This window comes from Streptomyces sp. NPDC005576 (genome assembly GCF_042871745.1).
In the GTDB taxonomy this organism is placed as follows: Bacteria; Actinomycetota; Actinomycetes; order Streptomycetales; family Streptomycetaceae; genus Streptomyces.
Map to the genome: position 1 here is coordinate 246,526 of NZ_JBIAJC010000005.1, position 23,986 is coordinate 270,511.

Here is a 23,986-nt window from a genome sequence, read left to right on the forward strand (position 1 = left end):
AGAGGTGTGCGGGGCGGGTCGGAAGTCGCGGCGGCGCTTCGGACTCGCGGGGGTGGAGGGGCGGGCGTAGCGTCTTAGGCGAGAGCGTCACGCACGTATCCGCGCGTACGCAGCACGTGTGCGCGCCAAGCGTCAGGAGGCTGACGATGATCCGCAACATCCTCGGCTCCGTGGTCGCTCTCGTCGGAGCGGCGGCCGCCGTCCTGAGCCCCTTCCGTGACTGGTACGACGGCCGCCCCGGGCAGGATTACCGCGTCCAGGACCTCTTCGGAGGGATCACCGCCACCTCGTCGGGCGTGATGGTCTCCCTCTTCCTGCCCCTGCTGGTCGCCGCGGTGCTGACCGTCGTCGGTGTGGCTCTGCGCTCGCGGCTCGTCGTGGCACTCGCCGGAGTCCTGACACTCGGCTTCACCGTGCTGTGGATGGTCCGCCAGGGACAGGCGGCGGGGAGTCTGGCGGTGAACTCGGACGGGTCCGGGCTCCAGTGGGGGGTGGTGCTCGCCCTGGGCGGCGGGCTCCTGATGCTGATCGGGTCCCTGTTGATGGCGGGACGCCGCCGGCGTCGCGGGCCGGACCGGTCCGGGGGCGCGCCGGACCACGACGCACGCACCGCGCCCTACCCGACGTCCGGCTACCAGCACCCGGACACCTGGCCGCCGACGCGGGAGCCGGGCCCGTCGGCCCACACCAGCACGGGGCCCGAGCCGGAACCCGACCCGTACACCGGCCCGGAGGACCCGCGTCGGCACGACGGGCCCTGAGGACGGACGGCCCGCGGGGACGCAGCTCACGCGGCACACGCGGGGACGCAGCGCACGCGGCACACGTCCGCGGCTACGCGCACCACGCCTATCGGGCCCGGTTGTTCCCCGTACCCGTGCCCTTCAGCGCGTCCAGCGCGTAGACGCACCGGTCCTTGCTGCAGGCGTAGACGACCCCGGCGCGGGCGACCGGTGAGCCGGTGATCTCGCCGCCGGTAGCGAGCTTCCAGCGCAGGGTGCCGCCCGCCGCGTCCAGGGTGTAGAGGACGTGGTCCGCGGAGCCGAAGTGCACGCGCCCGTCCGCGACCACGGGACTGCCGACCACGTCCCCGCCGGCCGCGAACCGCCACTTCGGGGTACCGGTCACCGCGTCGAGGGTGTAGAGCGCACTGCCGCTGCCGACGTGCACGTTTCCGCCGGCGACCAGGACCGGCTCGATGGAGTGGCGGGCCTCGGTGGCGATGCGCCAGCGGTCCTTGCCGTTCGCGGCGTCGAGTGCGTAGACCGTGCCGAGGTAGTCGGCGAGGTACACGCCTCCCCCGGTCACCGCCGGGCCAGGCGCGAAGGCGGGCGGCGAGAGGAAGACCGCGGGTGCCTCGAAGTGCCAGCGGACATGGCCGGAGGCGTTCTCCACGGCCAGCACCCGGGTGCCGGCGGCGACGTACACGTTGCCGTCCGGCGCGGAGGCCACCCGGACCGGGACACCGCCGCAGGAGGCCGCGTCACCGACGGGGTACGACCAGCGCTCGGAGCCGGTACGGGCGTCGAGCGCGCACAGCCGGGCGTCCTTCCAGACGTACGCGGTCCCGTCGTGGAGCGCCGGACCGGCCTCCGCGGTCTCGAAGTCGGTCTGGGCGCCGTTGATCTCCCACAGCGGTTCACCGCCCGCCGCGTCCCACGCCTGGACGCCGCCGCCCCTGGTCCCGGTGAGGACGGTGCCCCGGTCGGCCTTGAGGGAGTAGACCCAGGCGTCGGTCCGCCGCCGCCACCGTTCGGTGCCGCCCATGGCGTCCAGCGCGTAGAGGGAAGGGCCGTCCGAGGCGTGGATCACCCCGTCGTCGACGGCCATCGCCCAGGCCACGTCCCGCGTCTTGAACTGGCGTCGGCCGTTGCCGATGTCGAGCGCGTGGATCTCGAAGGAGGTCACGTAGAGCAGGCCGTCGGCGACGACCGGGGTGCCCCAGACGTCGTTGGACATGCGGAAACGCCAGGGACGCCAGCGGTCCGGTGCGGCGGGTGCCGCTTCGGGGGCCGTGGTCGGCGCGGGTACGGGCGCGGTGACCGGGGTGGTCCGGGCCCCGGTCACACCGGCGGGCGGGCGGACCCAGCCGGTGGCGGCGGCCGGGTGTGCGGCGGCGGCTCCCCGGATCTCAGCGGCGCGCGGCCCGGGACCGATCGCGACCTTCGCGCCGATCAGCCGGACCGGGCCGCCGTCCGTCGAGGGTGCGGTGGAGGCGGGGCGGGGTGCCTGTACGGAAGGGCCGGGGCCCATGGGCAGTGCGGGCCGGGCGTGGGGCGGCTGGGGCACCGGGGCGGTCTCGGGCATGCGACTGGTGTCCCAGTCTCCGAGCGGCGGACGCGGGGGCGGCGGCGGGGCCACCACCTGCGCGGGAGCGGGGGCCATGGTGCGTCCGCCGCCGCGCCGCTGCTCGATCATCGCGGTGGCCCGGCCCGGCAGCCAGGCGGACGCGGTACCGCTGTCGTCGCTGCCGGAGGCGAAGAGGTGCGGGGCGAGCTGCGCCTGGAGGTCCGCGGGGCTGGGGCGGCGGGTCGCGTCCATCTGCATGCAGGACTCGATCAGGGGACGGAGTTCGTCCGGGAGCCCTTCGGTGTCGGGGCCCTCCCGCAGCAGCATGAAGACGGTCTCGACCGGGTTGGCGCCGTGGAAGGGGGCGTGGCCGGTGGCCGCGAAGACGAGGGTCGAGCCGAGCGAGAAGACGTCGCTCGCACCGGTGACGCTGCGCGAGTCGCGAGCCTGCTCGGGCGACATGTAGGCGGGGGTGCCCACGGCGACGTTCGTCATGGTCAGCCGGGTGTTGGAGACCCCGGAGGCGATGCCGAAGTCGATGACCCGGGGGCCGTCCTCCACGACGAGCACGTTGGACGGCTTCAGGTCGCGGTGGACGAGCCCGGCGCCGTGGATGGACTGGAGGGCTTCCGCGATACCGGCGGCAAGCCAGCGGACGGCCTGGGTGGGCATGGGCCCGCACTCGTTCACTATCTCTTCTAGCGACGGGGCGGGAACGTACGCGGTCGCCAGCCACGGCACGGCGGCGCGCGGGTCGGCGTCGACCACGGCGGCGGTGTAGAACCCGCTGACCGCACGCGCGGCTTCGACCTCGCGGGTGAACCGGACGCGGAAGAGCTGGTCCTCGGCGAGCTCGGTGCGGACGGTCTTGATCGCCACCCGTCTGCCCGATGCCGAGCGTGCGAGATAGACGAGCCCCATGCCGCCGGCTCCGAGCCGTCCCAGCACCTCGAACGGGCCGATCCGTCTCGGGTCGTGCTGCGTCAGCTGCTCCACTTGCCTGCCACCTCCCCGTACGGGCCCTGGTCCCATGACCTTGGCCCGCGAATTCCCGCCCCGTGCAGCGTCTCACCACCGGGCACCACCTGGCGGTGCGCACCCCGATTCTTCCTGGCGCGGCCCCCAGTTGCGAACCCGGGGGCGAATCGGGGGTGTCACCAGCACCGTCAGAGGTGGAAGGACGGCGTCCGCTGTTGGGGAACGGTCCCGCACAACCGCCGTACGGGCGACATGCCGGAGCGCGCGGAGCACGGGGCGCAGCCGAAGTGCGCCGGTGCGCGGCGGCGTTGCACACGCGCTGAGGCCGCCGGAGCGCGAGCGGGGGCCCCACACGGACCTTCGCGGGCCCGCCGGTACGACTACCGCCGGCGCTTCAGATTCACATGCGGGCGTCGAGGCGGTGCTGCAGGGAACCGTCCGGGCCGAAGACGTCCATCCGATAGCCCTTCTCCAGCGAAAGGCCCTCCCGCTCCGCCAGATACCTGGTGACCGAGACCTTCAGTTCCTGGAAGGGCCCGTCGTCCGTGTCCGGATCATGCCTCCACACGGTCAGCAGCGGGACCCCGTCCGCACCGGAGCTCCGCGCGATCCCGTACACGTCCGGCACCCCGCCGGCGCGGCGGTAACGTTCCGCCAGCCGTGCGGCAGCGTCGGGCGCCACGGTGGCGGTGGCGACGGGTCCGAGGGCAGGGTCGGAACGGTCCGGCTCCGGCAAGAAGTTGCCGGTGCATCCGGTCAGCAGGACCGCGCATCCGAAGCCGAGGAGTGCGGCCCTGCGGGCGAGGATTCTCATCGCGCCATTGTCGACGGCAGCCGTACGCCTGGCGGGCGTCGCGGCCACAATGGCGCGAACTCACCCGCCCGTTCCGGCGCGCGCGGCCGGGCACGCACGGCACGGCCGGCGCCCCGGGATTCCGCCTACGGCAGCGTCGGATCGGCCGGCTGGAGCACGGCGAACGCGGCGCTCTGGTCGTCCTGGAACGCCGCCATCCGCCCGTACGGGATGTCGAACGGCTCGGCGGTGACGCGACCGCCCAGCTCCCTCACCCGTTCGGCGGTGCGGTCGCAGTCGGCGACGGCGAAGTACGTCAGGAAGTGGCTGGGCATCATCTCGGGGAAGGCGTCCGTGATGACGCTCCGTCCGCCGACCGCCGTGTCGGGGCCGGGGGTGACACCGGGCGGGGACCACATGCGGAAGTCGATGCCACTCTTCGCCGCCCCGGCCTCCCCGCTCGCGCCGGCGCTCGTGTCGGCGTCCAGGTCGGTGCTCCGGAAACCGAAGACGCGGGCGTAGAAGGGGTCGACCCGGTCGGGGCGCCGGGTGTAGAGCTCGGTCCAGCAGTACGAACCGGGTTCGTTCTGCTTCTCGAAGCCCGGCCGCTCCTCCGCCTGCCACAGCCAGAAGGCGGCGCCGTCGGGGTCGACGGCCTGCGCGAGGATACCGGCACGGCCCGCGCGGACGGGGTCGGTGATGATCTGGCCGCCCTCCTCGCGGATCGCGTGGACGGTCGCCCGGATGTCGTCGGTGGCGAAGTGGACGCCCCAGGTGGTGGGCATCCGGCCGTCCGTCTTGGCGGCGAGCGCGGCGACGAGCCGGCCTTCGCTGTAGGCGTCGGCGAAGGGCATGCCGTCCCCGGCGCTGAAGGTCCAGCCGAAGAGCCCGCCGTAGAAGCGCTTGCCCGCTTCCAGGTCGGAGAGGTGCACCTCCACCCAGCAGGGAACGGAGTGCGCGAATGCCGCCATGGGCCGGGTCCTTCCCTCGCCGGGAGCGCGCGGTCCTGCCGCGCGGCCGGGCGTGTCACGTGTGCGTGACACCTGTCCCGGCCAAGGTAACGGCGCCCGCCTTCCCCCGCCTGCCGGTGGGATCGGCCACCCGTCCGCGGGCGGGCCCCGGTGGGCTCACGGCAGGGCGAGTACCTCCTCGATCGCGGCCCGGGTCTCCTCGTCCGCGAGGAGGTCGACGTAGTCCCGGCCCGGGGTCAGGCGCCGGTCGAAGTCCCTGACGGTGTGCAGCGCGGCCCTCGCCTCCGGGGTGATCCGGCCGATCCGTGCCAGGGCGCGCAGGGCGCGGCGGAAGCTCCCCCATGTGTCGTCGCCCTCCGCCACCGGCAGGACGAACTCCTCCAGGACCGAGGCACTCGGCTCCGCTTCGCCGGTGATCGACCACAGGGTGATCGCCGCGTCGAGCCGCGTCCCGCCGTCGCTCCGGTCCAGGAGCTCCCTCACCCGAGCGGTGTACGGGGCGGCAGCCGGACCGTGACCGGCCAGCCGGCAGAGCGCGAACCCGTGGTGCGGCCCCTCGGAGGCGGTCAACGTCTCCCCGAGGAGTTGCAGGGCCGAGTGGTGCCGACCACCGATGAGCCGGGCGGAGTACTCCACCTTCAGATGGTTCGGGGGCCAGTCGAGGACCGTGCATCCGCGCACCACGTCCTCTGCGGACGCGGCACCCTGCCCCATCGCCACCAGCACGTCGACGGCACTCAGCGAATCGTGGGCGGAGCCCAGGAGTGCCACCACCTCCGGCAGCGCGGGCAGCGCCTTCTCCCCCCATGCTTCCAGGACCCGGAGCAGACGTCCGGTGAGGCCTCCCCAGGACTCGTACTCCTCGGCTTGCCACCGCATCACCTCGCGCACGGCCGGCAGCAGGAGATCGGCGTGCTCCCGCAGGGGGACCAGCACGTCGTCGATCTCGGGCAGCCGCGGGGCCTCCTCCACGTAGCCCTCCCCGTAGTGCGCGCGGTACGGCGGCTCGTACAACTGCTCCACGAGCCCCGGAAGTCCCCGCGGGTCACCGATGCGGGTCAGGGCCCAGCGCGCCTGGTTCGCGACGGTGCCTTCGATCAGTTCGTCCTCACCGTGATCGTCGAGCAGGGCCGCCAGCCGGTCGGCGTACGGCTCCGCGGGGGCGCCCAGAACCGCGAGGAGGTGTGCCGCCCAGATCCTCGTGCCGGGGTCCGGGTGCGTCAGCAGTGCTCCCGCGAGGGGCAGCAGCCCGGGTTCGACGGAGCGGTGCGCCACCAGCAGGTCCCAGGCGGTTTCCAGGGCGGCGCGGAGCAGGAGGGTGTCCCCGGTGCGAGCGGTGGCCTCCGCCAATCGGGCCACGAAGGAAATCGCCGCCCGAGGTGTTGCGCTGAAGCGGAGCATGATTCCGAACAGGCCCCTCTCGCGGGACAGGAACGCCTCGGCCTCGGGCAGGTAGTAGAGCCTTGCGAAGTCCCGTTGGGTCTCCTCCACGTCGCCACCGGCGAATATCTCCACCAGCAGGCCGCTCTGCCGGGCCAGCACGTCGGGGTCGAAGTCCGCCCACGCTTCCAGGGCCGCGATCCGCAGGGCAGGACTCCCGTCGCGCACCACCCCGGTGAGTACCTCCCGCACCTCCTCGGCCGTTTCCTCGGCCAGGGTGCCCCGCTCCGCCTCGGCAGCGGCGGCCCTACCGAGCGCCCACAGCACGTTCAGCCGGATCGACGGTTCCGTCTCGGTCCGCCATCTCTCCAGCAGCGGGGCGACACCCCCCAGGGGCAGGGCGCACCGCCGCACCTCGGCGTCCCTGTGGTGGAGAAGCACCAGGGTCGTGGGCCGGTGCCGCTCCCAGGCGTCCGCCCACCCCCCGTGGACCCGCGCCGGGGCGGCCGTCCCGGCGGTCCGGACCAGGCCCGCGAGCAGTTCGACGAGCCACAGTCGCACCGTCCCGGTGCCCGGGTCGGCGGCGAGCGCCACGAGGAAGGGCAGCGCTTCGGTCGCCGCTTCGGTCACCCGGTCCCGCCCGTTGGCGAGACAGAGGTGCACCGCTTGCTCGTCGCCCTCCTCCGCCTCCCCCAGGGCGATGCGCCGCAGCACCTCCGGCACCCGCTGGACGGGGACGGGCGGGTACAGCGACTCGAACCGGTCCCACGGAACGGCTGCCAGCGCCTCCAGCGAAATGGCCGTCATTTCTCCTCTTCCTGGATCCGGCCCGTGCGGCCCCCGCTCGGGCCCCGGGACGAAAGGCGGCCCGGAGCCGGCCCGAAGTTCTCCGCAGAAGTTTTCCACCGAAGTTATCCACAGGCTGTTGATAACACTTACCGTTCGACCGATCGTCTCCGGAACCTCGTGCGGCCACCCGCACCTCAAGGGCATCAGGAGTGTCGGCCGCCCCCGCGGACCAGAGGAAAAAGATGGCCGAAATACCACCCCTCGCCCGCTGCGCGCTGGGTAATTCCCCATTTGCACTCGGCCGAATCGCGCTCCGTTCACCCGTCGGTAAGCTGACGGCATGACAGGACAAGTACGCACCGTCGACGGCCGCGTGGCCGGTCGACGCGGTCAGGCGACGCGGCAGAAGCTGCTCGATTGCCTCAGCGAGATGCTCAGCTCCTCGCCGTACCGGGACGTCAAAGTCATCGACGTCGCACGGAAGGCGGGGACTTCACCCGCGACTTTCTACCAGTACTTCCCGGATGTGGAAGGCGCCGTCCTCGAAGTCGCCGACGAACTGGCCAAGGAGGGCACCGGACTGAACGAACTGACCTCCGGCCGCTCGTGGGTCGGCAAGGCGGGCTGGCAGGCTTCCGAGGAACTCGTGGACGGTTTCCTCGACTTCTGGCGGCGCAACGACGCGATCCTCCGTGTGATCGACCTCGGTTCGGCCGAGGGCGACAAGCGGTTCAACAAGATCCGCGTGAAGATCCTCGGTTCGTTCACCAACTCCCTCACGGACGCGGTGAAGGACCTCCAGGGCAAGGGCAAGGTCGACAAGGACGTCAGTCCGGCCGCGGTGGCGGGTGCGCTCGTCGCCATGCTGGCCGCTGTCGCCTCGCACCAGAAGGCCCTGACCACGGGTACCGGCGTGAAGGTCGGCGAACTCCGCCCGAACCTGGCCCTGTTGGTGCACCTCGGTGTCACCGGCAAGAAGCCCACGAAGTAGGCGCCCGCGACGGAGATCCCCCCTTCACCGGGCGGCGCACGGCCGGCCCCGGACGCCCGGCATCCTGTCTCACCGACGGCGGGCCACACACGCGATGTGGCCCGCCGTCGGTGTACCCGGGACCCCTCTCCTGCTGCTGGAATGACCGCATGAGCGACGACGACGCGTCCCGTACCGACGCACACGCCACCTTTCTCCGGCTGCTGCACGCCCAGCGCGTGTGGGACACCGAGCTGCCCGGCTTCGACCCGGCCACCGCACCCGAGGCGCCCGTCCCGCTCTTCCACGCCTGGTTCGCCGAAGCCGTGGCCGCCGGACAGCCCGAGCCGCACACCATGGCGCTGGCGACCGTGGACGCGTACGGCCATCCGGACGTGCGGACGCTGATGCTGCACGACGCCGACGAGCGCGGCTGGCGCTTCGCGACCCACGCCACCAGCGCCAAGGGCCACCAGCTCGCCGCCCACCCGCACGCGGCGCTCAACTTCTACTGGCCGGTGCAGGGCCGGACGGTACGGGTACGCGGCCCGGTCGCCCTCGGGTCCGCCGAGGAGAGCCGGGCCGATCTGCACGCCCGGTCCACCGGTGCGCTCGCCTCCGGCCTGGTCGGCCGCCAGAGCGAGGTGCTGGCGGACGCCGAGGAGCTGGCCCGCGCTTCCGAGGCCGCGTGGCAGCGGGCGCAGGCCGAGCCCGAAGCGGAGGTGGAGAGCTGGCGGCGGTACGTCGTCCAGCCGCAGGAGGTCGAGTTCTTCCAGGGTGACCCGCGCCGCCGCCACGTACGGCTCCGCTACCGGCGTCGGGGAGCGGGGTGGGTGCGGGAGCTGCTCTGGCCGTGAGGAACGCGGCCGTACGGGCAGGGATGCGGGCGGCGCGACAGGCGGCGCGACGGGGACACAGCACACCGGACCAGAGGTGCAGCCCGGCTTTGTCGGCAATTCATCCAGCGTTCCCCCCTTGCTCGTCCGGCAGAAGCAGGCTCACCCCCATGAACACCATGAACCGCGCCAAGGTCTCCGCGGCCGTCGCCGCCGCCGCCCTGCTCGTCGGGGCCGGCGCCTCGGCCGCTTCGGCCGCCCCGCACCACGCCTCCGCCCACCCGGGCAAGGCATCCGCCGCGCACGAGCACGACCGGCGGATACCGTTCACCGCCGCGACCGTCACGGCGAACGACAACGGTTCGTACACCCTCTCCTGGACCGCCCCCGGCGTCCGCCAGGTCCTCGTCAAGGCGAACGGCAGGGTCGTCGCCCAGGGCGGCAGCCATGCCACCGTGACCGTCAAGGGCCTGCCGGCCGCGGACCGCCAGTGGTTCGACTTCGTCCCGGCCGAGGGTGGTTCGCTCCACCTCGCCGACCGCGAGATCCAGCTCTCCGGCACGGTCAACTTCCGCGACGCGGGCGGTTACCGCACCAGCACGGGCCAGTGGGTCACGATGGGCGAGGTCTACCGCTCCGGCGCGCTGAACACCCTCACCACCGCCGATGCCGCCAAGCTGAGCCGTCTCGGCATCAAGGTCGACTTCGACCTCCGTACCGCGGGCGAGCGCACCTCTGCCCCGGACACGGTCCCCACGGGCGCGAAGTACGTCGTCGCCGACGTCATCGGGGGCGACATCAGCTCGGCGATCGACCTGTCCTCGGCCGAGAAGTCCGCCCAGTACATGGTGGACGGCGAGAAGTCGATGGTCAGCTCGGCCACCGGCAAGGCCGCCTACCAGCTGGTCTTCGCGGGCCTGGCCGACGACGACCGGCACGCGGTGCTCTTCCACTGCTCGGCCGGCAAGGACCGCACGGGCTGGGCGAACGCCGCCCTGCTGACGGCGCTGGGCGTGCCGAAGGCCACGGTGATGCAGGACTACCTGGCCAGCAACACCTACCGCGCCGAGGCGAACGCCGCCGCGCTGGCCGCGATGCCGGCCGAGATGGCCGCCGCGTACAAGCCGGTGCTGGACGTCCGCGCCGAGTACCTGAACTCCGGCTTCGACGAGGTCGAGGCCCGGTTCGGCTCGTTCGAGAACTACGAGAAGAAGGGCCTCGGCCTCTCCCCGAAGGAGATCAAGGAGCTGAAGTCCTCGCTGCTGGTCGGCTGAGGACCGCCCGGCACTCCGCCGTCGCGGCACAACGGCGGGGCTCGACGGCGGGGCTCGACGACGGGGCTCGACGACGGGGCTCGACGACGGGGCACAACGGCGGGGCTCGACGACGGGGTCCGTCCGGAGCCGGTCGCGGGACCGGAATCAGGCGCCGGCCGCTCGGCGCCCCAGGACGGGTTCGGCCAGGGACCTCGCCGGACCGCACAGGGTCTGCCCGTGCCGGGCGACGAGGTCGTCCCGGGAGTCGAAGTACCCGAGGTCCGTGAGCAGGTACGCCGAGAGGGCGCACGAGAGGTCGGACGCGGCGTCGGACACGGGGCAGCCGCCCGCCCGACGGTGGTCCGGGACAGCGGCTCGAAGAGCGTCTCCGGGCCCGCGTTCGTGAAGCCGCCGCCCCGCCCGGCCGGCTCGCCGACGCCGGCGAAGAGTTCGGAGACGGGCACCCAGGGTGCTGCCGCACGGTCGGCACCGCCCGGCTGCCCGTCGATACGGAACTCGGGCCACGCCAGGAGCACGTGGCTGGGGACGATTCGACGCAGCCGGGAGAAGCGCGGGTACCAGAACGTGCCGTCCACCACTAGGTCGGGTCCGGCGGATCAAGGTCGGGCAGGGCGCGGCGCAGGGCCTCCGCCCTCGCCCCCGGCCCGTCCCCTCCCTCGATCACGGTGTCGAGGCGCCGCACGACGGCCCGGACGCGCGGATGCCTGGTGCCGAGAATCCGCGTCGGCCCGATCCCTCCCTCCGCCGCGTCACGACACCTGGACTAGGTCCACCACGAAGACGAGCGTGGAGCCCGGCGGGATCAGCGAGGAGGGCGACTGCTTGCCGTAGGCGAGGCGCGGCGGGATGACGAGCTCCCGCCGGCCGCCGACCTTCATCCCCACGATGCCCCGGTCCCAGCCCTTGATGGCCCGGCCGCCTCCCACCGCGAACTTGAACGGCTCGTCCCGCTCCCACGACGAGTCGAACTCCTTCCCCGTGGCGAAGTTGACTCCGACGTAGTGGACCCGGACCACCTGGCCGCGCTTCGCCTCCTCACCGCCGCCGACGACGATGTCCCTGATCAGCAGTTCGGTGGGCGGGTCGCCCACGGGGGGATCGATCTCGGGCTTCGGCATCGCAGCCTCGTCTCCTGTCCGCTTCCGGTGGCCGGAAGTCTCCGTACGCCGCTGATCACGCTATCCGCAGAGACCCCCCGGCGACCCGGCCCCCTTTCCGCCGGGAAGGAGCACCATGGAAGGCGTATCAGGCATTGGAGGCACCCATGGCCAGAGCCCGTTCCCGTTACGCCCCCGACCGGGGGCTGACCACCCGCATGGTGTCGACCATGTTCTTCATCGGTCTGCTGTACGTGGTCCTCGTCGGGGTGCTGCTCGCGGTGCTGCAAGGCTCGTGGCCGGTGATCCTGATCATCGCCGGCGGGCTGTTCGTCGTGCAGTTCTGGTTCAGCGACCGGATCGCCGCGTACGGGATGGGGGCCCGCGAGGTCACCCCCGAGGAGGCGCCGGAGCTGCACGGGGCGATCGACCGGATCTGTGCGCTGGCGGACATGCCGAAGCCCCGGGTGGCCATCGCGCGGAGTGACGTACCGAACGCGTTCGCCACGGGCCGGAGCGAGAAGTCGGCCCTGGTCTGTGCGACCACCGGGCTGCTGCGAAGACTGGAGCCCGAGGAGTTGGAGGGCGTCCTCGCGCACGAGATGTCGCACGTCGCCCACCGGGACGTGGCGGTGATGACCATCGCGTCGTTCCTGGGGGTGCTGGCGGGGATCATCACCCGAGTGGCCCTGTGGGGCGGCTTCGCCCGCAACAGCCGGGGAAACGACCCCGCGGGCATCATCATCATGCTGATTCCGCTCATCAGCGCGGTGGTCTACGCGCTGAGTTTCCTGCTCACCCGGCTGCTCTCCCGCTACCGCGAGCTCTCCGCCGACCGCACCGCCGCCCTGCTCACCGGCCGCCCCTCGGCGCTCGCCTCCGCGCTGACGAAGGTCAGCGGGCAGATGGCGCGCATACCGACCGAGGACTTGCGGAAGGCTGAGCCGTACAACGCCTTCTACTTCGTCCCCGCGTTCTCCTCGAAGGAGAGCTTCAGCCGGCTGATCTCCTCGCACCCGACCCTGGAGCAGCGACTCGACCAGCTGGCCCGCATCTCCGCCGATCTCTCCCGCCCGTGACCCCGAAACACCCGCAAGGACCCGCAAGACCCGTAACGCCCGTAACGCCCGTAGTCCCGGTCATCCTGGAGGAGCCTCCGTGGGTCTGTTCGACGCGATCCTCGGCCGGAGCAAGCCGGTCCGCCCCGATCTCGACCAGCTCTTCGCCGTGCCGTCCGCCGCGCTGACCCTGGAGGCCGCCACCGGTTTCACCCCGTCCGGACGGGGCTCGGTCTGCTTCGCCGGGGTGGAGGGCGGCAACTTCGCCCGCCTCCAGGACGACGTTCGAGAGCTGCTGGACGCCGATACGGCCCGGGGCGGGGTGCCGGTGGAGTTCAGCCAGGACGCGTACGGCTACACCTGGCTGCTCGCCCAGCAGCCGCCGGAGGACCCGGCCGCCCTCGTCAACGACCTGCACGCGGTGAACACACTGCTCCAGGACGGCGGCTTCGGCCCGCACCTGCTCTGCTCACTGATCGGTTTCCGCGACTCGGAGGGCCGCTCGCTCGCGCTGGTGTACCTGTACAAGCGCGGCACCTTCTACCCGTTCGCCCCGCTTCCCGGTGGCACGGAGAAGCGGGACAACGGCCTGGAGCTCCAGGTACGCGCCGCACTCGGGGACGACCTGCGGGTGGAGAAGGAGCTGGCCCGGTGGTTCCCGGTGTGGGGCGCGCCGGGTCTGTAGCGCCTCTCCCGGCACTAGGCGTTCTGTCCACGGAGGTTGGGCGATCACGGTTGAGTGATCTTGAACGAGTGAGGGCCTTCCGCGTTCGCGTGGATTGCGATATCGCCTCAAGCGGCCACCGCGCGGTCGCCACGAGACACGACAAGCTCGCTGTCCGCTACGAGGCGACCGTCCTCATCGCAGCCATCAATGAGTGGTTGTGACTCCTTCATCCCGCCTGCGCGGGGTGTCGGTGGCGAGCAGTTCCCGCAGGAGTTCAACGATGAGACCGGGCTGTCCTACGAACGGGGAGTGGCCCGTCTGCCACTCGCGCACGTCGGTGCAGCGTGAGGCCATCTTCCGTTGCAGGCCCGGGTCGATGGCCCGGTCCCGTCCGCACACGACGTAGGTGGAGGGAGTGCGCTTCCAGCTGTGGCGCTCCGGAACTCCTCGCCCGCAGCCGGGGGCTTGCGCACGCAGCAGGCCAACTGCCCAGGCGGCGAGAGGTTCGGGACAGTCGCTGTAGAGGGTGTCGACAGCCCGGTCGGGGTGCAGGCTGGTCGAGCCATCGGGCTCGGGGTTGATCGCGTCCTGGAGCTGCGGGGACGCCCCACCCAGACCGGCCGCGCTCTCGCCGACATCCAGCACGAAGGCCGCAAGATAGACCAAGTGTCCCGCTCCGTGCACCCCGGTGATCACTGACCCGCCGTAGGAGTGACCGAGCACTACAGGAGGCTCGTGCAGCGCGTCGATGGCAGCCTGGACCACGGCTGTGTCAGCGGGCAATGAACCCCGGTGGAGCTCGGGAACGACAACCTCGGTCCCTGCGTTCCGCAAGCGTTCTGCCACCACGGCGAAGTGCTCGGGACGGTGATACAGGCCGTGAACGAGCACCACGGCGGCCAATTCGCCCCCCTCCTCAGGTCGGCGCCAGGCCAGTGATCTCAGCTCTGGACCATGGCCGGCCATCACTCACTACCTTGATCCACTTCTGCGACACGCCATAGGGCGTACGCCCGGAGGGGTATGGGTCAGGCGCCGACGGTCCCGGCGACGAACGCGGTCCAGGCGTCCGGCGCGACCGCGAAGGTCGGGCCGTCGGTCACCTTGGAGTCCCGGACGTGCACGGCCCGGGGGCAGGCGGCGACCTCGACGCAGGCCTCGCCCTCATTGCCGCTGTAGCTCGACTTGTGCCAGTCGTAGCCGACCTCGACGCAGGCCTCGCCCTCGTTGTTGCTGTAGCTCGACTTGAACCACGCCAGTTCGGAACCGGTGCTCACAGTTGTTCCGCCTTCTTCTCGATGAGTTCGGCGGACTCCCAGGGGTTGAGCGCCTGGGCCCGCAGAATGCCGAAGAGGTCGAACAGATCGCTGACCTGCTCGGGCTTGGAGATCAACCTACCGCCGCCCTGCGCCTCCACGAACACCAGACTGCGGCCCTCCGCCGTGTTCATCAACTGCATAGGCCCGTTGAGTCCTGCGTGTGTGTGCTGATTGGACGGCACCACCTGCACAGTCAGGTGATTCATCCGTCCAATGCAGTCCAGCAGATGAAGCAACTGTTCCTTCAATACCGCTGGGCCGCCCAGTGACTTATCCAGGATCGACTCCTCCATGACGAAGCCGACGTGCGGTGGGGTGGCCCTGACCAGAACTGGTTGCCGTTCGAGTCGCGCCTCCACGTGGCGCACGATCTCGTCCTCCGTATAAGCGGGTTTCCGGGACCGGTAGAGCGCGTACGCGTACGCCTCCGTCTGCAACAGCCCAGGGATCAGCATCGTCTCGTACGCGCTGATGACCCGCGCGTTCCGCTCCAGTCGAGCCCAATCTAGGAACTTGGCCGGGTACTTCTCCTCGTCCACCAGCTCGATGCACGCCTTCAGCGCCCCCCGGGCGTCGAACACGCGATCGGCGTCGCGCAGGAACTCCATCGACGGGATGCGCTCGGCCCGTTCGTAGGCTCCCATCAGCGACTCGGAGATGAGGAGCCGGTCCGCCGACTCCTTCTGCGTGAGCCCCGTGCGCGTCCGATGGATGCGGATCAGGTCCCCCACGAGCCGTCGCACTCCCGAGGGCTCACCACTCGTTCCCACAGCCACCGCCTTCTCCTCCACAACGCTCCGATGTGGACCGTGTCGTACTGGTCACGCTAGGCAACCGGCGCGATTCTCATAGCCATGACGAGCAAGAGACTCCCCGAATGGGTTCCGATGGCCGGACATCAACTCCACCTGACCGGAATTCACTTCGACGCGATCCGATTGAAGGGCGTACGAGGTGAGGCGGTCGTCCATCACCTGATGACGCTCACGGCCGGTGAGCCCGGTCCGGTGGTCCGGGAGGTCGCGGGGGCGCGGTGGACGTACTTCCTGATCCCTCCCGGATCCAGCAAAGAGTTCGACTGGCCCCCTGGTGCGACCTGTTTCGGGCCGGCCGCGCGGGACCACTGGGTCGGCATCCCGGCCGCCGAGGGCAATACGTACCCGCTGAGCTGGCGGTGCGGGTCGCCGGAGGAGGGCGAGTACGTGGACCCGGAGCTGCTGCACGGGCTGGTGCGGGCGCAGTTGGCCTGGGAGGCGGAGGAGGAAGAGGATTGAGCGCCGGCTGGGCGCATCAAGCATCAGACGTCGGGAAGGCCCGCAGGGATCACTTGCCGGAGGCGCCGCGCGGGGCCGTGGCGGCCGGATCGGTGACCGCCTGATGGAGTTCGGCCAGCATGGCGCTGGTCGCCTGGTCGGCCGGCAGGAACGCCTCAAGTCGTAGTTCGGCGATGGTGACGTCGATGGCGGTGCCGAAATGGGTGAGCGTGGTGATGAGCGTCAGCTCCCTGCCGTCGGCTGGATCATGTGCCCGCAGGCGCAGGGGTACGGCGAAGCCGAGGTGGTGCGGTGACTCGCGCGGCCGTGGCGGTGCCAGGTCGGTGAGTTCGCGGGCCAGGCGTTGGAGTCGGTCGTCCGGGTTGCGCACGCTCTCGGCCTGGAGGCGGTCGATGATGTGCCACGCCCACTCGTCGAGGTTGACGATGCGGGGCGCGAGGCCCTGCGGATGCAGCAACACCCGGGGAACGCTCACCGGGGTCACGAGCAGGTGCGGAGCCGCACCAGCGGTGAGGGCGTGGAAGGCGGTGTTGGCCGAGACGAGGTCACCGTGCCGGTCGACGACCACCGCCGGGTACGGCAGGTGGCCGTGGAGAATCCGTTCCAGGGCGGTACGGAACGGCGCGAGTCGGGGGTCGTCGAGGCGGGTCTGCGGGTAGACCGGTGCGAATCCGGCGGCGAGGAGCAGTTCGTTGCGCTCGCGGATCGGCACTTCCAGGGATTCCCCCAACCGGATGATCATCGATCGGCCGGGGGTCGACCGTCCGCTCTCGATGAAGCTGACGTGCCGCTGCGTGGTTCCGGCACGCACGGCCAGTTCCAGCTGGCTGACGCGCCGCCGTATGCGCCACTCACGCAACGCTCCGGCGAGCCCGCCTCGGGCCGATTCGCTGATCACCCCTCCTGTGTATCCCGATCGGCTGCCGATCCGCGATTCCCTGCGGGGAATTGCCGCGTGCCGACGGGCGCAGCAGGGTCGCTGCCGGACGCCGTCCATTCGCAACCCGAGGGGATCACCCATGGCTGACGCCGACACCGTCCTTGACATCCACGACCTCACCGACCGCTTCGTTGCCGTGTGGAACGAACCCGACGGAGAGCGCCGCCGCGCTGCGATTCGCGAGCTGTGGTCCGCCGATGCGGTCCATGTGCTGCGGCCTCCCCAGGACATCCTGGAGACCGCTCGAGGGCTGGGCTTCGACCAGCCCCTCCTGGAGGCGCGCGGGCACCACGCGTGGGAGCTCCGGGTGACGCGCGCCCAAGAGGAGTTCGTCGCGCCGGGCACCTATGTCTTCCGGTCGCGCGGCAACACCGACCGGCTCCGCGACGTCGTCAGGTTCACCTGGGAGATGGCACCCCGCGACGGGGGTGAGGTCGCGGGCGTCGGGCTGGAGATCCTCATGCTCGGCCCCGACGGCCGCATCGTCACCGACTACCAGTTCATCGAGGGGTGAGCGCGTTGACTGCGGTACGCCCATCGACGGTGCGCAGCTACCACGTCACCACCGGCGACGGTGTCGACGGCCTGTCGCTGCGCACGCACACACCACGCACCCCCGGGGAAGGGGAGGTCGCGGTCGCGGTGCACGCCACTTCCCTCGGCTTCCGTGAACTTCTGGTGCTGCGGGGAAAGTACCTGCTGCCCGTCAAACCGGACGTCATACCGATCTCGGACGGTGCCGGCGAGGTCGTCGCCGTCGGACCGGGTGTCCGGAGGGTGCGCACGGGCGACCGCGTCACCGCCGCGCTCTTCCCCCTGTGGCTGGACGGTCCGCTGGAAACGGCACACCTGCCGCAACTGGGCGGCTCGCTCGACGGAATGCTCACCGAGCTGGCGATCCTCCCCGAGGACGCCCTGGTACCCGTGCCCGAGCACCTCTCCTACGCCGAGGCGGCAACTCTTCCCTGCGCCGCCGTCACGGCATGGAACGCCCTGACCGGCGACGGCCGCGGAATCCAGCGGGGGCAGACCGTACTGGCCACCGGCTCCGGCGGTGTATCGCTGTTCACGGTGCAGTTCGCCAAGATCCTGGGCGCGAGGGTGATCGCCACGACCAGCAGCCCGGACAAGGAACAGCGCCTTCGCGATCTGGGCGCCGACGAGGTGATCAACTACCGCGACGTCCCGGACTGGCACACCGCTGCCCGTGAAGTCACCGCCGGGCGAGGCGTCGACCGTGTCGTCGACACCGCCGGCACGCTGGAGCAGTCGCTGAAGTCGGTCACCGTCGACGGACACGTCGCCTTCGTCGGGTCCGTCTCCGGCAACTGGCCGCCGGTCGATCCTCGTCTGCTGCTCGGCGTCGCCGCCACGGTCCGCGCACTGGCAGTCGGCAGTCGCGCCCAGTTCACCGCGATGAACGACGCCATCACCGCACATCGGCTCCGGCCCGTCCTCGACCGGGTGTTCCCGTTCGAGGAAGCCGCGGCGGCGTACACGTACTACGAATCGGCAAGCCCGTTCGGAAAGGTGGTCATCGAGATCGGATGACCGGCGAGCGCGCATGGGCGGGGACTGGCCGGGGGAAATCCCGCGCATGCGCCACCCCGTCATGTGGCCAGGTCAGGGATGCACCGGCAGGGCGCCCGCGACGGGGACGGGGGCGTCCAGCTGCTCCGCGCGCCCCTTCCCGACCCGGAAACGTACGGTCGGTCAACTGACCCTGCTCCGTGATCGATTCGCAACGGATTCCGATCTCCGTCGAGACCCATTCACGCTGCACGCGATTAGGCTCGACGCTCATGTCCGACTCCGCGCCCGCGCCCTCCGACGGCAGTTCCGATCGCCCCGCCGCGATCCCGGCCTCCATCGACCGTACGGAGGACCGTCCCGTCTACGTGATCGGCGGCGGGCCCGGCGGTCTCGCGGCGGCTGCGGCGCTGCGCGCGCGGGGGGTACGGGTCGTCGTGCTGGAGAAGGCGCCGGAGGTCGGTGCCTCCTGGCGCGGCCACTACGACCGGCTCCATCTGCACACCACCCGGCGCTGGTCGGCGTTGCCGGGGCTGGCCATGCCCCGGAAGTTCGGGCGGTGGGTGTCCCGGGACGACGTGGTGCGGTACCTGGAGAAGTACGCCGCGTTCCACGAGCTCGAAGTGATCACCGGCGTCGAGGTCTCCCGCGTCGACCGGGCGCCGGACGGGGCCGGCTGGGTGCTCTCCGCGACCGGCGGGCGGGTGCTGACGGGCCGCGCGGTCGTCGTGGCGACGGGCTTCAACCACACGCCCCACCTACCGGATTGGCCCGGCCGGGAGGCGTGGGCCGGGGAGCTGGTGCACGCGGCGGAGTACCGCAACCCGGGGCCGTACGAGGGGCGGAGCGTGCTCGTCGCGGGGATCGGGAACACCGGGGCCGAGATCGCCGTGGACCTGGTGGAGGGCGGGGCGTCCGAGGTGCGGATCGCGGTGCGTACGGTCCCGCACATCGTGCGGCGGTCCACCGCCGGATGGCCCGCGCAGGCGACCGGCATCCTGGTGCGGCGGCTGCCGGTGTGGCTGGTCGACCGGGCGGGCGCGCTGATGGCGAAGGCCGCGGTGCCGGACCTCGCGGCGCAGGGGCTGCCGCGCCCGGACACCGGGCTGTACTCGCGGGTGAAGGACGGGGCGATCCCGGTGCAGGACGTGGGGCTGATCGACGCGGTGAAGGCGGGACGGGTGCGGCCGGTCGCGGCCATCGGCTCGTTCGAGGAGTCGGCGGTGGTGCTGACCGACGGGACGCGGCTGACGCCGGACGCGGTGATCGCGGCGACGGGTTACCGGCGGGCCCTGGAGGGGCTGGTCGGGCACCTGGGTGTCCTGGACGGACGGGGCCGGCCGGTGGCGCACGGAGCCAAGCCGCCGAAGGGGGCACCGGGGCTGTACTTCACCGGGTTCTCCAACCCCATCAGCGGGATGTTCCGCGAGATGGCCCGGGACGCGGTGAAGATCGCGCACCGGATCGCCCGAGCGCCCCGCTGACCGTCTCGGCCGGGTCGGCGAGGCCCCCCGCAGCGCCACGGTCCGGGGGTGGTCCGCTCCGAGCGCCCGAGCGCAGTCGGCGAGCGTCCGCTCCAGTCCCCCGCACGTCAGACCGCCGCCACCGCTCGTGCGTCCGGGGGGAGCGCCTTGCGGCGGAGGACGAGGGACATCAGGGCGGCCACCGCGCACAGCGCCCCGGCGGAGTACCAGACGACGTCGTACGAGCCGAAGGCGTCCCGGGCCACTCCGCCGAGGAACGCGACCACGGCCGCCCCGATCTGGTGCGAGGCCAGCACCCAGCCGAAGACGATCGCGCTGTCGTCGCCGTACTGCTCCCGGCAGAGGGCGATGGTGGGCGGAACGGTGGCGACCCAGTCCAGGCCGTAGAAGACGATGAAGAAGACCATCGGCGGGTGCACCGACGGAGCCATCAGCATCGGCAGGAAGAGCAGCGAGACCCCGCGCAGCGCGTAGTAGACGGCGAGCAGCCGGCGGGAGTCGAAGCGGTCGGTGAGCCAGCCGGAGAAGACCGTGCCGATGATGTCGAAGACCCCGATGACGGCGAGCAGCGAGGCGGCGGCCGTGATCGGCATGTGGTGGTCGTGGGCGGAGGGCACGAAGTGGGTGCGGATGAGGCCGTTGGTCGACGCGCCGCAGATCGCGAACGCCCCGGCCAGCAGCCAGAACGGCCCGGTGCGGGCCGCGTCGAAGAGCGCCCGCAGGGTCCGGGAAGCGGCACCCCGCGCGGGGGCGGGCTTCTCCTCGTACGTACCGCCGTAGGGGGCGAGGCCGACGTCGGCGGGGTGGTCGCGCAGCAGGAACCAGACCAGCGGGACGACGGCCAGAGCGGCGAGGGCGACGGTCACCGAGGCGGGCCGCCATCCGTGCTCCTTGACGACCCAGGCGCAGAGCGGCAGGAAGATCAACTGCCCGGAGGCGCCGGCGGCGGTGAGGATGCCGGTGACGAGGCCGTGCCGGGCGACGAACCAGCGGTTGGTGACGGTCGCGGAGAAGGACATGGCCATGGAGCCCGTGCCGAGACCCACCAACAGGCCCCAGTAGACCATCAGTTGCCAGGAAGCCGTCATCCAGACGCTGCCCAGCGCACCGGCGGCCACCACGGTCAGCGCGACGGCGACCACCCGGCGGATACCGAACCGGTCCATCAGCGCGGCGGCGAAGGGCGCGGTGATCCCGTACAGGGCGAGGTCGATCGAGACGGCGAGGCCGATTTCGCCGCGCGACCAGCCGAACTCCGTGTGCAGCGGGTCGATGAGGAGTCCGGGCAGGGCGTTGAAGGCGGCCCCGCCGATGATCGTCACAAAGGCCACGGCCGCGACGATCCAGGCGCGGTGGATCGGGAGGACGCGCCGGAACCGGCGCGAGCCGCGTGCGGGGACGGCGGAGTCGACGGTGGGGCCGGGGGTCGCGCGCCCGCCGTCGTTCCTGGCGGTGCTCTCGGTTCTCTGGGTCACGGGAGAAGCATCCGGCGGGGGGCGAGGTGCGCACGAGCGGCCCGAAGGACACCTGTCGCAAGGATCGGGCCACCGGGGGCGCGACGGTGCGTACGATCGACGATCGAGGGGCTGTTGGCTGCTGACGCGGCCCGCGCACTCCGTCCCACTCCGCTCCGCCCCCACTCCGCCCCCGAGGACGAGGACCGACCGCATGTACGGGGAAGAGCACCCGCCGGCGCACCACCGCCCATGTGCTGCGGCTGCGGGAGACTCAGGAGTCCGAAGAGAGGTCCCGCGCGGAAGGCTGACCGACCCGTGACGGCCCGCGCCGGACCGCCCACCGGTGCACCCACCAGGCGAAGGCCGCGCCGACCGCGTACCAGAGCAGGTCCGGGGCGTTGAAGGTCGAGCCGAGCACCAACCGGGCCACCCCGGAGCGTGCGGACAACGTCGCCGGTACGCACGTCAGTTGGGCAAACTCCACGGCACAGCTGAACGCCAGCGCCGCACCGGCGGCGAGCGGGGGACGCACGCGCGGCGCGACGAACACCACCACGGCGTGGACCAGCACGGTGTAGAGCGCGTCGCCCGCGTACTTCGCGAAGTCCCCACCGGCGAAGGCCCGGACGGCGAGGGCGGTGGCGACGGTCAGCACGGCCGCCGCGACCGCGACCGCCCGGGTGCGGGGAGCCGAGGGGCGGGGAGCGGGCACGGGGACGCGCGCGGCTCCGTACCGGCGCCCGTCCGGCCGCCGCTCGTCCCGCTGTTGGTGCGTCATACCGGAGAGATCTACCAGAATCAGAGGAGGCGGTCGTGCCGCACCGCGTGGTCGTGCTCGCATTGGACGGGGTGCTCCCGTTCGAACTGGGCATCCCCCAAAGGATCTTCGGGATCGCTCAAGCCCTCGGGCCGCACGGCCGGGGCGAGAACCTGTACGAGGTCGTGACCTGTTCGGTCCGCCCGCCCGGACCGGTCGAGACGGACGCCGACTTCTCCGTCATGGTCCGCAACGGTCCGGAGGCCCTCGCCACCGCCGACACGCTCGTGGTCCCCGCCTCGTACGAGCTGGGCCCGGTGTACGACGAGGGCCGGCTGACCGGCGAACTCACGGCGGCGTTCGCCCGCCTCAGGCCAGGCACCCGGTTGGTCGCCATCTGCACGGGCGGATACGTCCTCGCCGCCGCCGGATATCTGGACGGGCGCCCCGCCACCACCCACTGGGCGTCCGCCGACCACTTCCAGCGGCTCTTCCCGAGGATCCGGGTCGATCCGGACGTGCTCTTCGTGGACGACGGGGACGTGCTCACCTCCGCCGGGGTGGCCGCCGGGGTCGATCTCTGCCTGCACCTCGTGCGCCGCGACCACGGCACCGCCGTCGCCAACGACGTGGCCCGCCGCACGGTCGTACCGCCGCACCGGGACGGCGGACAGCGTCAGTTCATCCAGCGTCCGGTCCCCGAACCCCTGATCGCCGGCACGACCGCGGCCCGCGCCTGGGCACTCGGCCGCCTGGACCGGCCGATCCAGCTGCGGGACATGGCGGAGCGCGAGTCGATGAGTGTGCGGACCTTCACCCGCCGCTTCCGCGAGGAGGTCGGCATCAGCCCCGGCCAGTGGATCACCCAGCAGCGGGTGGAGCACGCACGCAGGCTCCTGGAGTCCTCCGGTCTCACCGTCGACCAGGTCGCCCGCCAGTCCGGCTTCGGCACCACGGCCTCACTCCGCCAGCACTTCCAGGCCGCCCTGGGCGTCCCCCCGACCGTCTACCGCCGGACCTTCCGCGCGACCGCCGACGTCCAGGGGTGACCGCTCGCGGACGTCAGGTCAGATCGGGGTAGAGATCACTGAGGGCGAGCAGCGGATCGTAGCCGTCGAGCGCGGCCGGGTCCTCGGCGCGCGCCTCCGTCGCCGCCCGGCCGTTCCGGTCGACCTCGCACCAGATCTGCTTCCCGGTGCCTTCGGGCATCCAGCCCCACCGGTCGGCGAGCCCGTCGACCAGTTCCAGGCCACGCCCGTTGGTGTCGTCGCCCTCGGCGTGACGCTGCTTCGGCGGGCGGGCGCTCGCGTCCGCCACCTCCACGCGTACGGTGCCGCCCGCCCCCGGCGCACCGGTCGGGCCGAAGAGCATGCGCAGCACGGCCGGACAGCCGGTGTGCACCACCGCGTTGGTGACCAGTTCCGAGATCAGGAGGATGAGCGTCTCGGCGACCGGCTCGTCATCCCTTATCCCCGACCCCTCCAGGCGCGACCGCGCCCATCTGCGGGCTCGTCCCACCTCTGCGGGATCCGCCCCGACCTCCAGTTGAACCTGAAGCACCTGCACCGCTCACACCATCCGAACCGGCGGACACATCGCCTCGCGCCTCCTCAGGATCACGGAACGTGATTCCTGTGCGCGACAGCATGGTTGACGTACAGTCACCGCAACAAGCGCTTCGGGCATATTCACGCGCGAAGGAGTACGCGTGGTGCATACTGTGCGACGCACTCGGCGGGAGGCCGCCGAGGCGTACCTCCGCACACCCGGCATCGCCGTCCGGCCCGGCCCGGTGCAGCTCCGTGAGGTACGAGCAAGGCACCGCACCCGGCCTTCGACCGCCGCGCGGGCCGCCTCCGGAGCGTCCGGTTCCACTAGCTCTCGCATCCCACGGAGATTACCCGAGCACGCCGACGACTCCTGCCGGTGACGAAGCGGCCACGAGGCGTCGCGGACCCGGCCCACGGGTCGGCCGCCTTACGTCACCGCACGTCACCGCATGCGGCGACCGGCCTCCGCCCCGCCGGAACGGTTCCCTCCGGCGGCGGCGGACGGCGGGACCGGACATGTGCGCGAAGAGGGAGGCAGGACGCCTGAGCGAATGCACGCCCATCCGCACG

At 71.7% G+C, this 23,986-nt stretch carries 24 protein-coding genes; 11 read left to right on the plus strand and 13 right to left on the minus strand.

Features of this window, described 5'->3' with window-relative positions; all coding sequences use genetic code 11:
• Positions 1-146: 146 nt before the first annotated feature.
• Complete coding sequence (locus tag ACFYPN_RS11215; RefSeq protein ID WP_358755719.1) at positions 147-761, plus strand: hypothetical protein; 615 nt, start codon at positions 147-149, stop codon at positions 759-761.
• An 88-nt stretch (positions 762-849) separates the two neighbouring features.
• On the opposite strand, the gene ACFYPN_RS11220 is transcribed toward ACFYPN_RS11215, so the two are convergent.
• The 4 genes from ACFYPN_RS11220 to ACFYPN_RS11235 all read right to left on the minus strand — a co-directional run bounded on the left by ACFYPN_RS11220 (position 850) and on the right by ACFYPN_RS11235 (position 7,218).
• Complete coding sequence (locus ACFYPN_RS11220; protein WP_389297763.1) at positions 850-3,321, minus strand: PQQ-binding-like beta-propeller repeat protein; 2,472 nt, start codon at positions 3,319-3,321, stop codon at positions 850-852.
• Between the two features lie 346 nt (positions 3,322-3,667).
• Positions 3,668-4,081, minus strand: coding sequence for a hypothetical protein (locus ACFYPN_RS11225; protein ID WP_358755715.1), 414 nt, complete (start codon positions 4,079-4,081; stop codon positions 3,668-3,670).
• Between the two features lie 125 nt (positions 4,082-4,206).
• Positions 4,207-5,031: a VOC family protein gene (locus ACFYPN_RS11230; RefSeq protein WP_358755713.1), complete on the minus strand. Its 825-nt coding sequence runs from the start codon at positions 5,029-5,031 to the stop codon at positions 4,207-4,209.
• Between the two features lie 156 nt (positions 5,032-5,187).
• Positions 5,188-7,218: a hypothetical protein gene (locus ACFYPN_RS11235; protein WP_358755711.1), complete on the minus strand. Its 2,031-nt coding sequence runs from the start codon at positions 7,216-7,218 to the stop codon at positions 5,188-5,190.
• 322 nt (positions 7,219-7,540) lie between these two features.
• Here ACFYPN_RS11235 and ACFYPN_RS11240 point away from each other — a divergent pair, with 322 nt between their 5' ends.
• The 3 genes from ACFYPN_RS11240 to ACFYPN_RS11250 all read left to right on the plus strand — a co-directional run bounded on the left by ACFYPN_RS11240 (position 7,541) and on the right by ACFYPN_RS11250 (position 10,280).
• Positions 7,541-8,191 (plus strand): TetR family transcriptional regulator, encoded by a 651-nt coding sequence (locus tag ACFYPN_RS11240; RefSeq protein ID WP_358755710.1) that lies wholly within the window; start codon positions 7,541-7,543, stop codon positions 8,189-8,191.
• A gap of 149 nt (positions 8,192-8,340) precedes the next feature.
• Positions 8,341-9,027: a pyridoxal 5'-phosphate synthase gene (locus ACFYPN_RS11245; protein ID WP_358755708.1), complete on the plus strand. Its 687-nt coding sequence runs from the start codon at positions 8,341-8,343 to the stop codon at positions 9,025-9,027.
• A gap of 149 nt (positions 9,028-9,176) precedes the next feature.
• Positions 9,177-10,280 carry a tyrosine-protein phosphatase gene (locus ACFYPN_RS11250; protein ID WP_358755706.1) on the plus strand — a complete coding sequence of 368 codons (1,104 nt, stop codon included), beginning with the start codon at positions 9,177-9,179 and terminating at the stop codon, positions 10,278-10,280.
• 147 nt (positions 10,281-10,427) lie between these two features.
• On the opposite strand, the gene ACFYPN_RS11255 is transcribed toward ACFYPN_RS11250, so the two are convergent.
• Together ACFYPN_RS11255 and ACFYPN_RS11260 are read right to left on the minus strand one after the other, a co-directional pair.
• Entirely contained in the window at positions 10,428-10,598 is a 171-nt protein-coding gene (locus ACFYPN_RS11255; RefSeq protein ID WP_358755704.1) for a hypothetical protein, read from the minus strand.
• A gap of 434 nt (positions 10,599-11,032) precedes the next feature.
• Entirely contained in the window at positions 11,033-11,401 is a 369-nt protein-coding gene (locus tag ACFYPN_RS11260; RefSeq protein WP_358755703.1) for an FKBP-type peptidyl-prolyl cis-trans isomerase, read from the minus strand.
• 146 nt (positions 11,402-11,547) lie between these two features.
• On the opposite strand from ACFYPN_RS11260, the gene htpX reads away from it, so the two are divergent.
• Both htpX and ACFYPN_RS11270 read left to right on the plus strand, forming a co-directional pair.
• Positions 11,548-12,459, plus strand: a complete 912-nt coding sequence (gene htpX, locus ACFYPN_RS11265) for a zinc metalloprotease HtpX (protein ID WP_358755701.1) — start codon at positions 11,548-11,550, stop codon at positions 12,457-12,459.
• A gap of 79 nt (positions 12,460-12,538) precedes the next feature.
• Positions 12,539-13,123 (plus strand): hypothetical protein, encoded by a 585-nt coding sequence (locus ACFYPN_RS11270; RefSeq protein WP_358755699.1) that lies wholly within the window; start codon positions 12,539-12,541, stop codon positions 13,121-13,123.
• A 186-nt stretch (positions 13,124-13,309) separates the two neighbouring features.
• Here the strand turns inward: ACFYPN_RS11270 and ACFYPN_RS11275 are convergent, their stop codons facing one another.
• The 3 genes from ACFYPN_RS11275 to ACFYPN_RS11285 form a co-directional block, all read right to left on the minus strand.
• Positions 13,310-14,008: an alpha/beta hydrolase gene (locus tag ACFYPN_RS11275; RefSeq protein ID WP_358755697.1), complete on the minus strand. Its 699-nt coding sequence runs from the start codon at positions 14,006-14,008 to the stop codon at positions 13,310-13,312.
• A 125-nt stretch (positions 14,009-14,133) separates the two neighbouring features.
• The gene (locus tag ACFYPN_RS11280) at positions 14,134-14,382 is read right to left on the minus strand and encodes a DUF397 domain-containing protein (RefSeq protein ID WP_358755695.1); all 249 of its coding nucleotides are present in this window, start codon (positions 14,380-14,382) and stop codon (positions 14,134-14,136) included.
• Positions 14,379-15,200, minus strand: coding sequence for a helix-turn-helix transcriptional regulator (locus ACFYPN_RS11285; protein WP_358755693.1), 822 nt, complete (start codon positions 15,198-15,200; stop codon positions 14,379-14,381). The genes ACFYPN_RS11280 and ACFYPN_RS11285 overlap by 4 nt, the downstream gene beginning before the upstream one ends.
• Before the next feature lie 78 nt (positions 15,201-15,278).
• On the opposite strand from ACFYPN_RS11285, the gene ACFYPN_RS11290 reads away from it, so the two are divergent.
• Positions 15,279-15,698, plus strand: a complete 420-nt coding sequence (locus ACFYPN_RS11290) for a hypothetical protein (RefSeq protein ID WP_358755691.1) — start codon at positions 15,279-15,281, stop codon at positions 15,696-15,698.
• Positions 15,699-15,747: 49 nt separating this feature from the next.
• Here the strand turns inward: ACFYPN_RS11290 and ACFYPN_RS11295 are convergent, their stop codons facing one another.
• Entirely contained in the window at positions 15,748-16,596 is an 849-nt protein-coding gene (locus tag ACFYPN_RS11295; RefSeq protein ID WP_358755688.1) for a helix-turn-helix transcriptional regulator, read from the minus strand.
• 121 nt (positions 16,597-16,717) lie between these two features.
• On the opposite strand from ACFYPN_RS11295, the gene ACFYPN_RS11300 reads away from it, so the two are divergent.
• From ACFYPN_RS11300 to ACFYPN_RS11310, 3 genes are all read left to right on the plus strand, one after another.
• A complete protein-coding gene (locus ACFYPN_RS11300) occupies positions 16,718-17,152 on the plus strand; it encodes a hypothetical protein (RefSeq protein ID WP_358755686.1) in 435 nt (144 codons plus the stop codon).
• Positions 17,149-18,189, plus strand: coding sequence for an NAD(P)-dependent alcohol dehydrogenase (locus tag ACFYPN_RS11305; protein WP_358755684.1), 1,041 nt, complete (start codon positions 17,149-17,151; stop codon positions 18,187-18,189). Before ACFYPN_RS11300 ends, ACFYPN_RS11305 begins: the two co-directional genes overlap by 4 nt.
• A 251-nt stretch (positions 18,190-18,440) precedes the next feature.
• Positions 18,441-19,652: an NAD(P)/FAD-dependent oxidoreductase gene (locus ACFYPN_RS11310; protein WP_358755682.1), complete on the plus strand. Its 1,212-nt coding sequence runs from the start codon at positions 18,441-18,443 to the stop codon at positions 19,650-19,652.
• Positions 19,653-19,759: 107 nt separating this feature from the next.
• Here ACFYPN_RS11310 and ACFYPN_RS11315 read toward each other — a convergent pair whose 3' ends face one another.
• Together ACFYPN_RS11315 and ACFYPN_RS11320 are read right to left on the minus strand one after the other, a co-directional pair.
• Complete coding sequence (locus tag ACFYPN_RS11315) at positions 19,760-21,127, minus strand: MFS transporter (RefSeq protein WP_358755680.1); 1,368 nt, start codon at positions 21,125-21,127, stop codon at positions 19,760-19,762.
• A gap of 253 nt (positions 21,128-21,380) precedes the next feature.
• Positions 21,381-21,887 carry a DUF2809 domain-containing protein gene (locus ACFYPN_RS11320; RefSeq protein WP_358755679.1) on the minus strand — a complete coding sequence of 169 codons (507 nt, stop codon included), beginning with the start codon at positions 21,885-21,887 and terminating at the stop codon, positions 21,381-21,383.
• Positions 21,888-21,922: 35 nt separating this feature from the next.
• On the opposite strand from ACFYPN_RS11320, the gene ACFYPN_RS11325 reads away from it, so the two are divergent.
• Positions 21,923-22,915, plus strand: a complete 993-nt coding sequence (locus tag ACFYPN_RS11325) for a helix-turn-helix domain-containing protein (protein WP_358755678.1) — start codon at positions 21,923-21,925, stop codon at positions 22,913-22,915.
• Positions 22,916-22,928: 13 nt separating this feature from the next.
• On the opposite strand, the gene ACFYPN_RS11330 is transcribed toward ACFYPN_RS11325, so the two are convergent.
• Entirely contained in the window at positions 22,929-23,432 is a 504-nt protein-coding gene (locus ACFYPN_RS11330; protein ID WP_358755677.1) for an ATP-binding protein, read from the minus strand.
• Positions 23,433-23,986 lie beyond the last annotated feature (554 nt).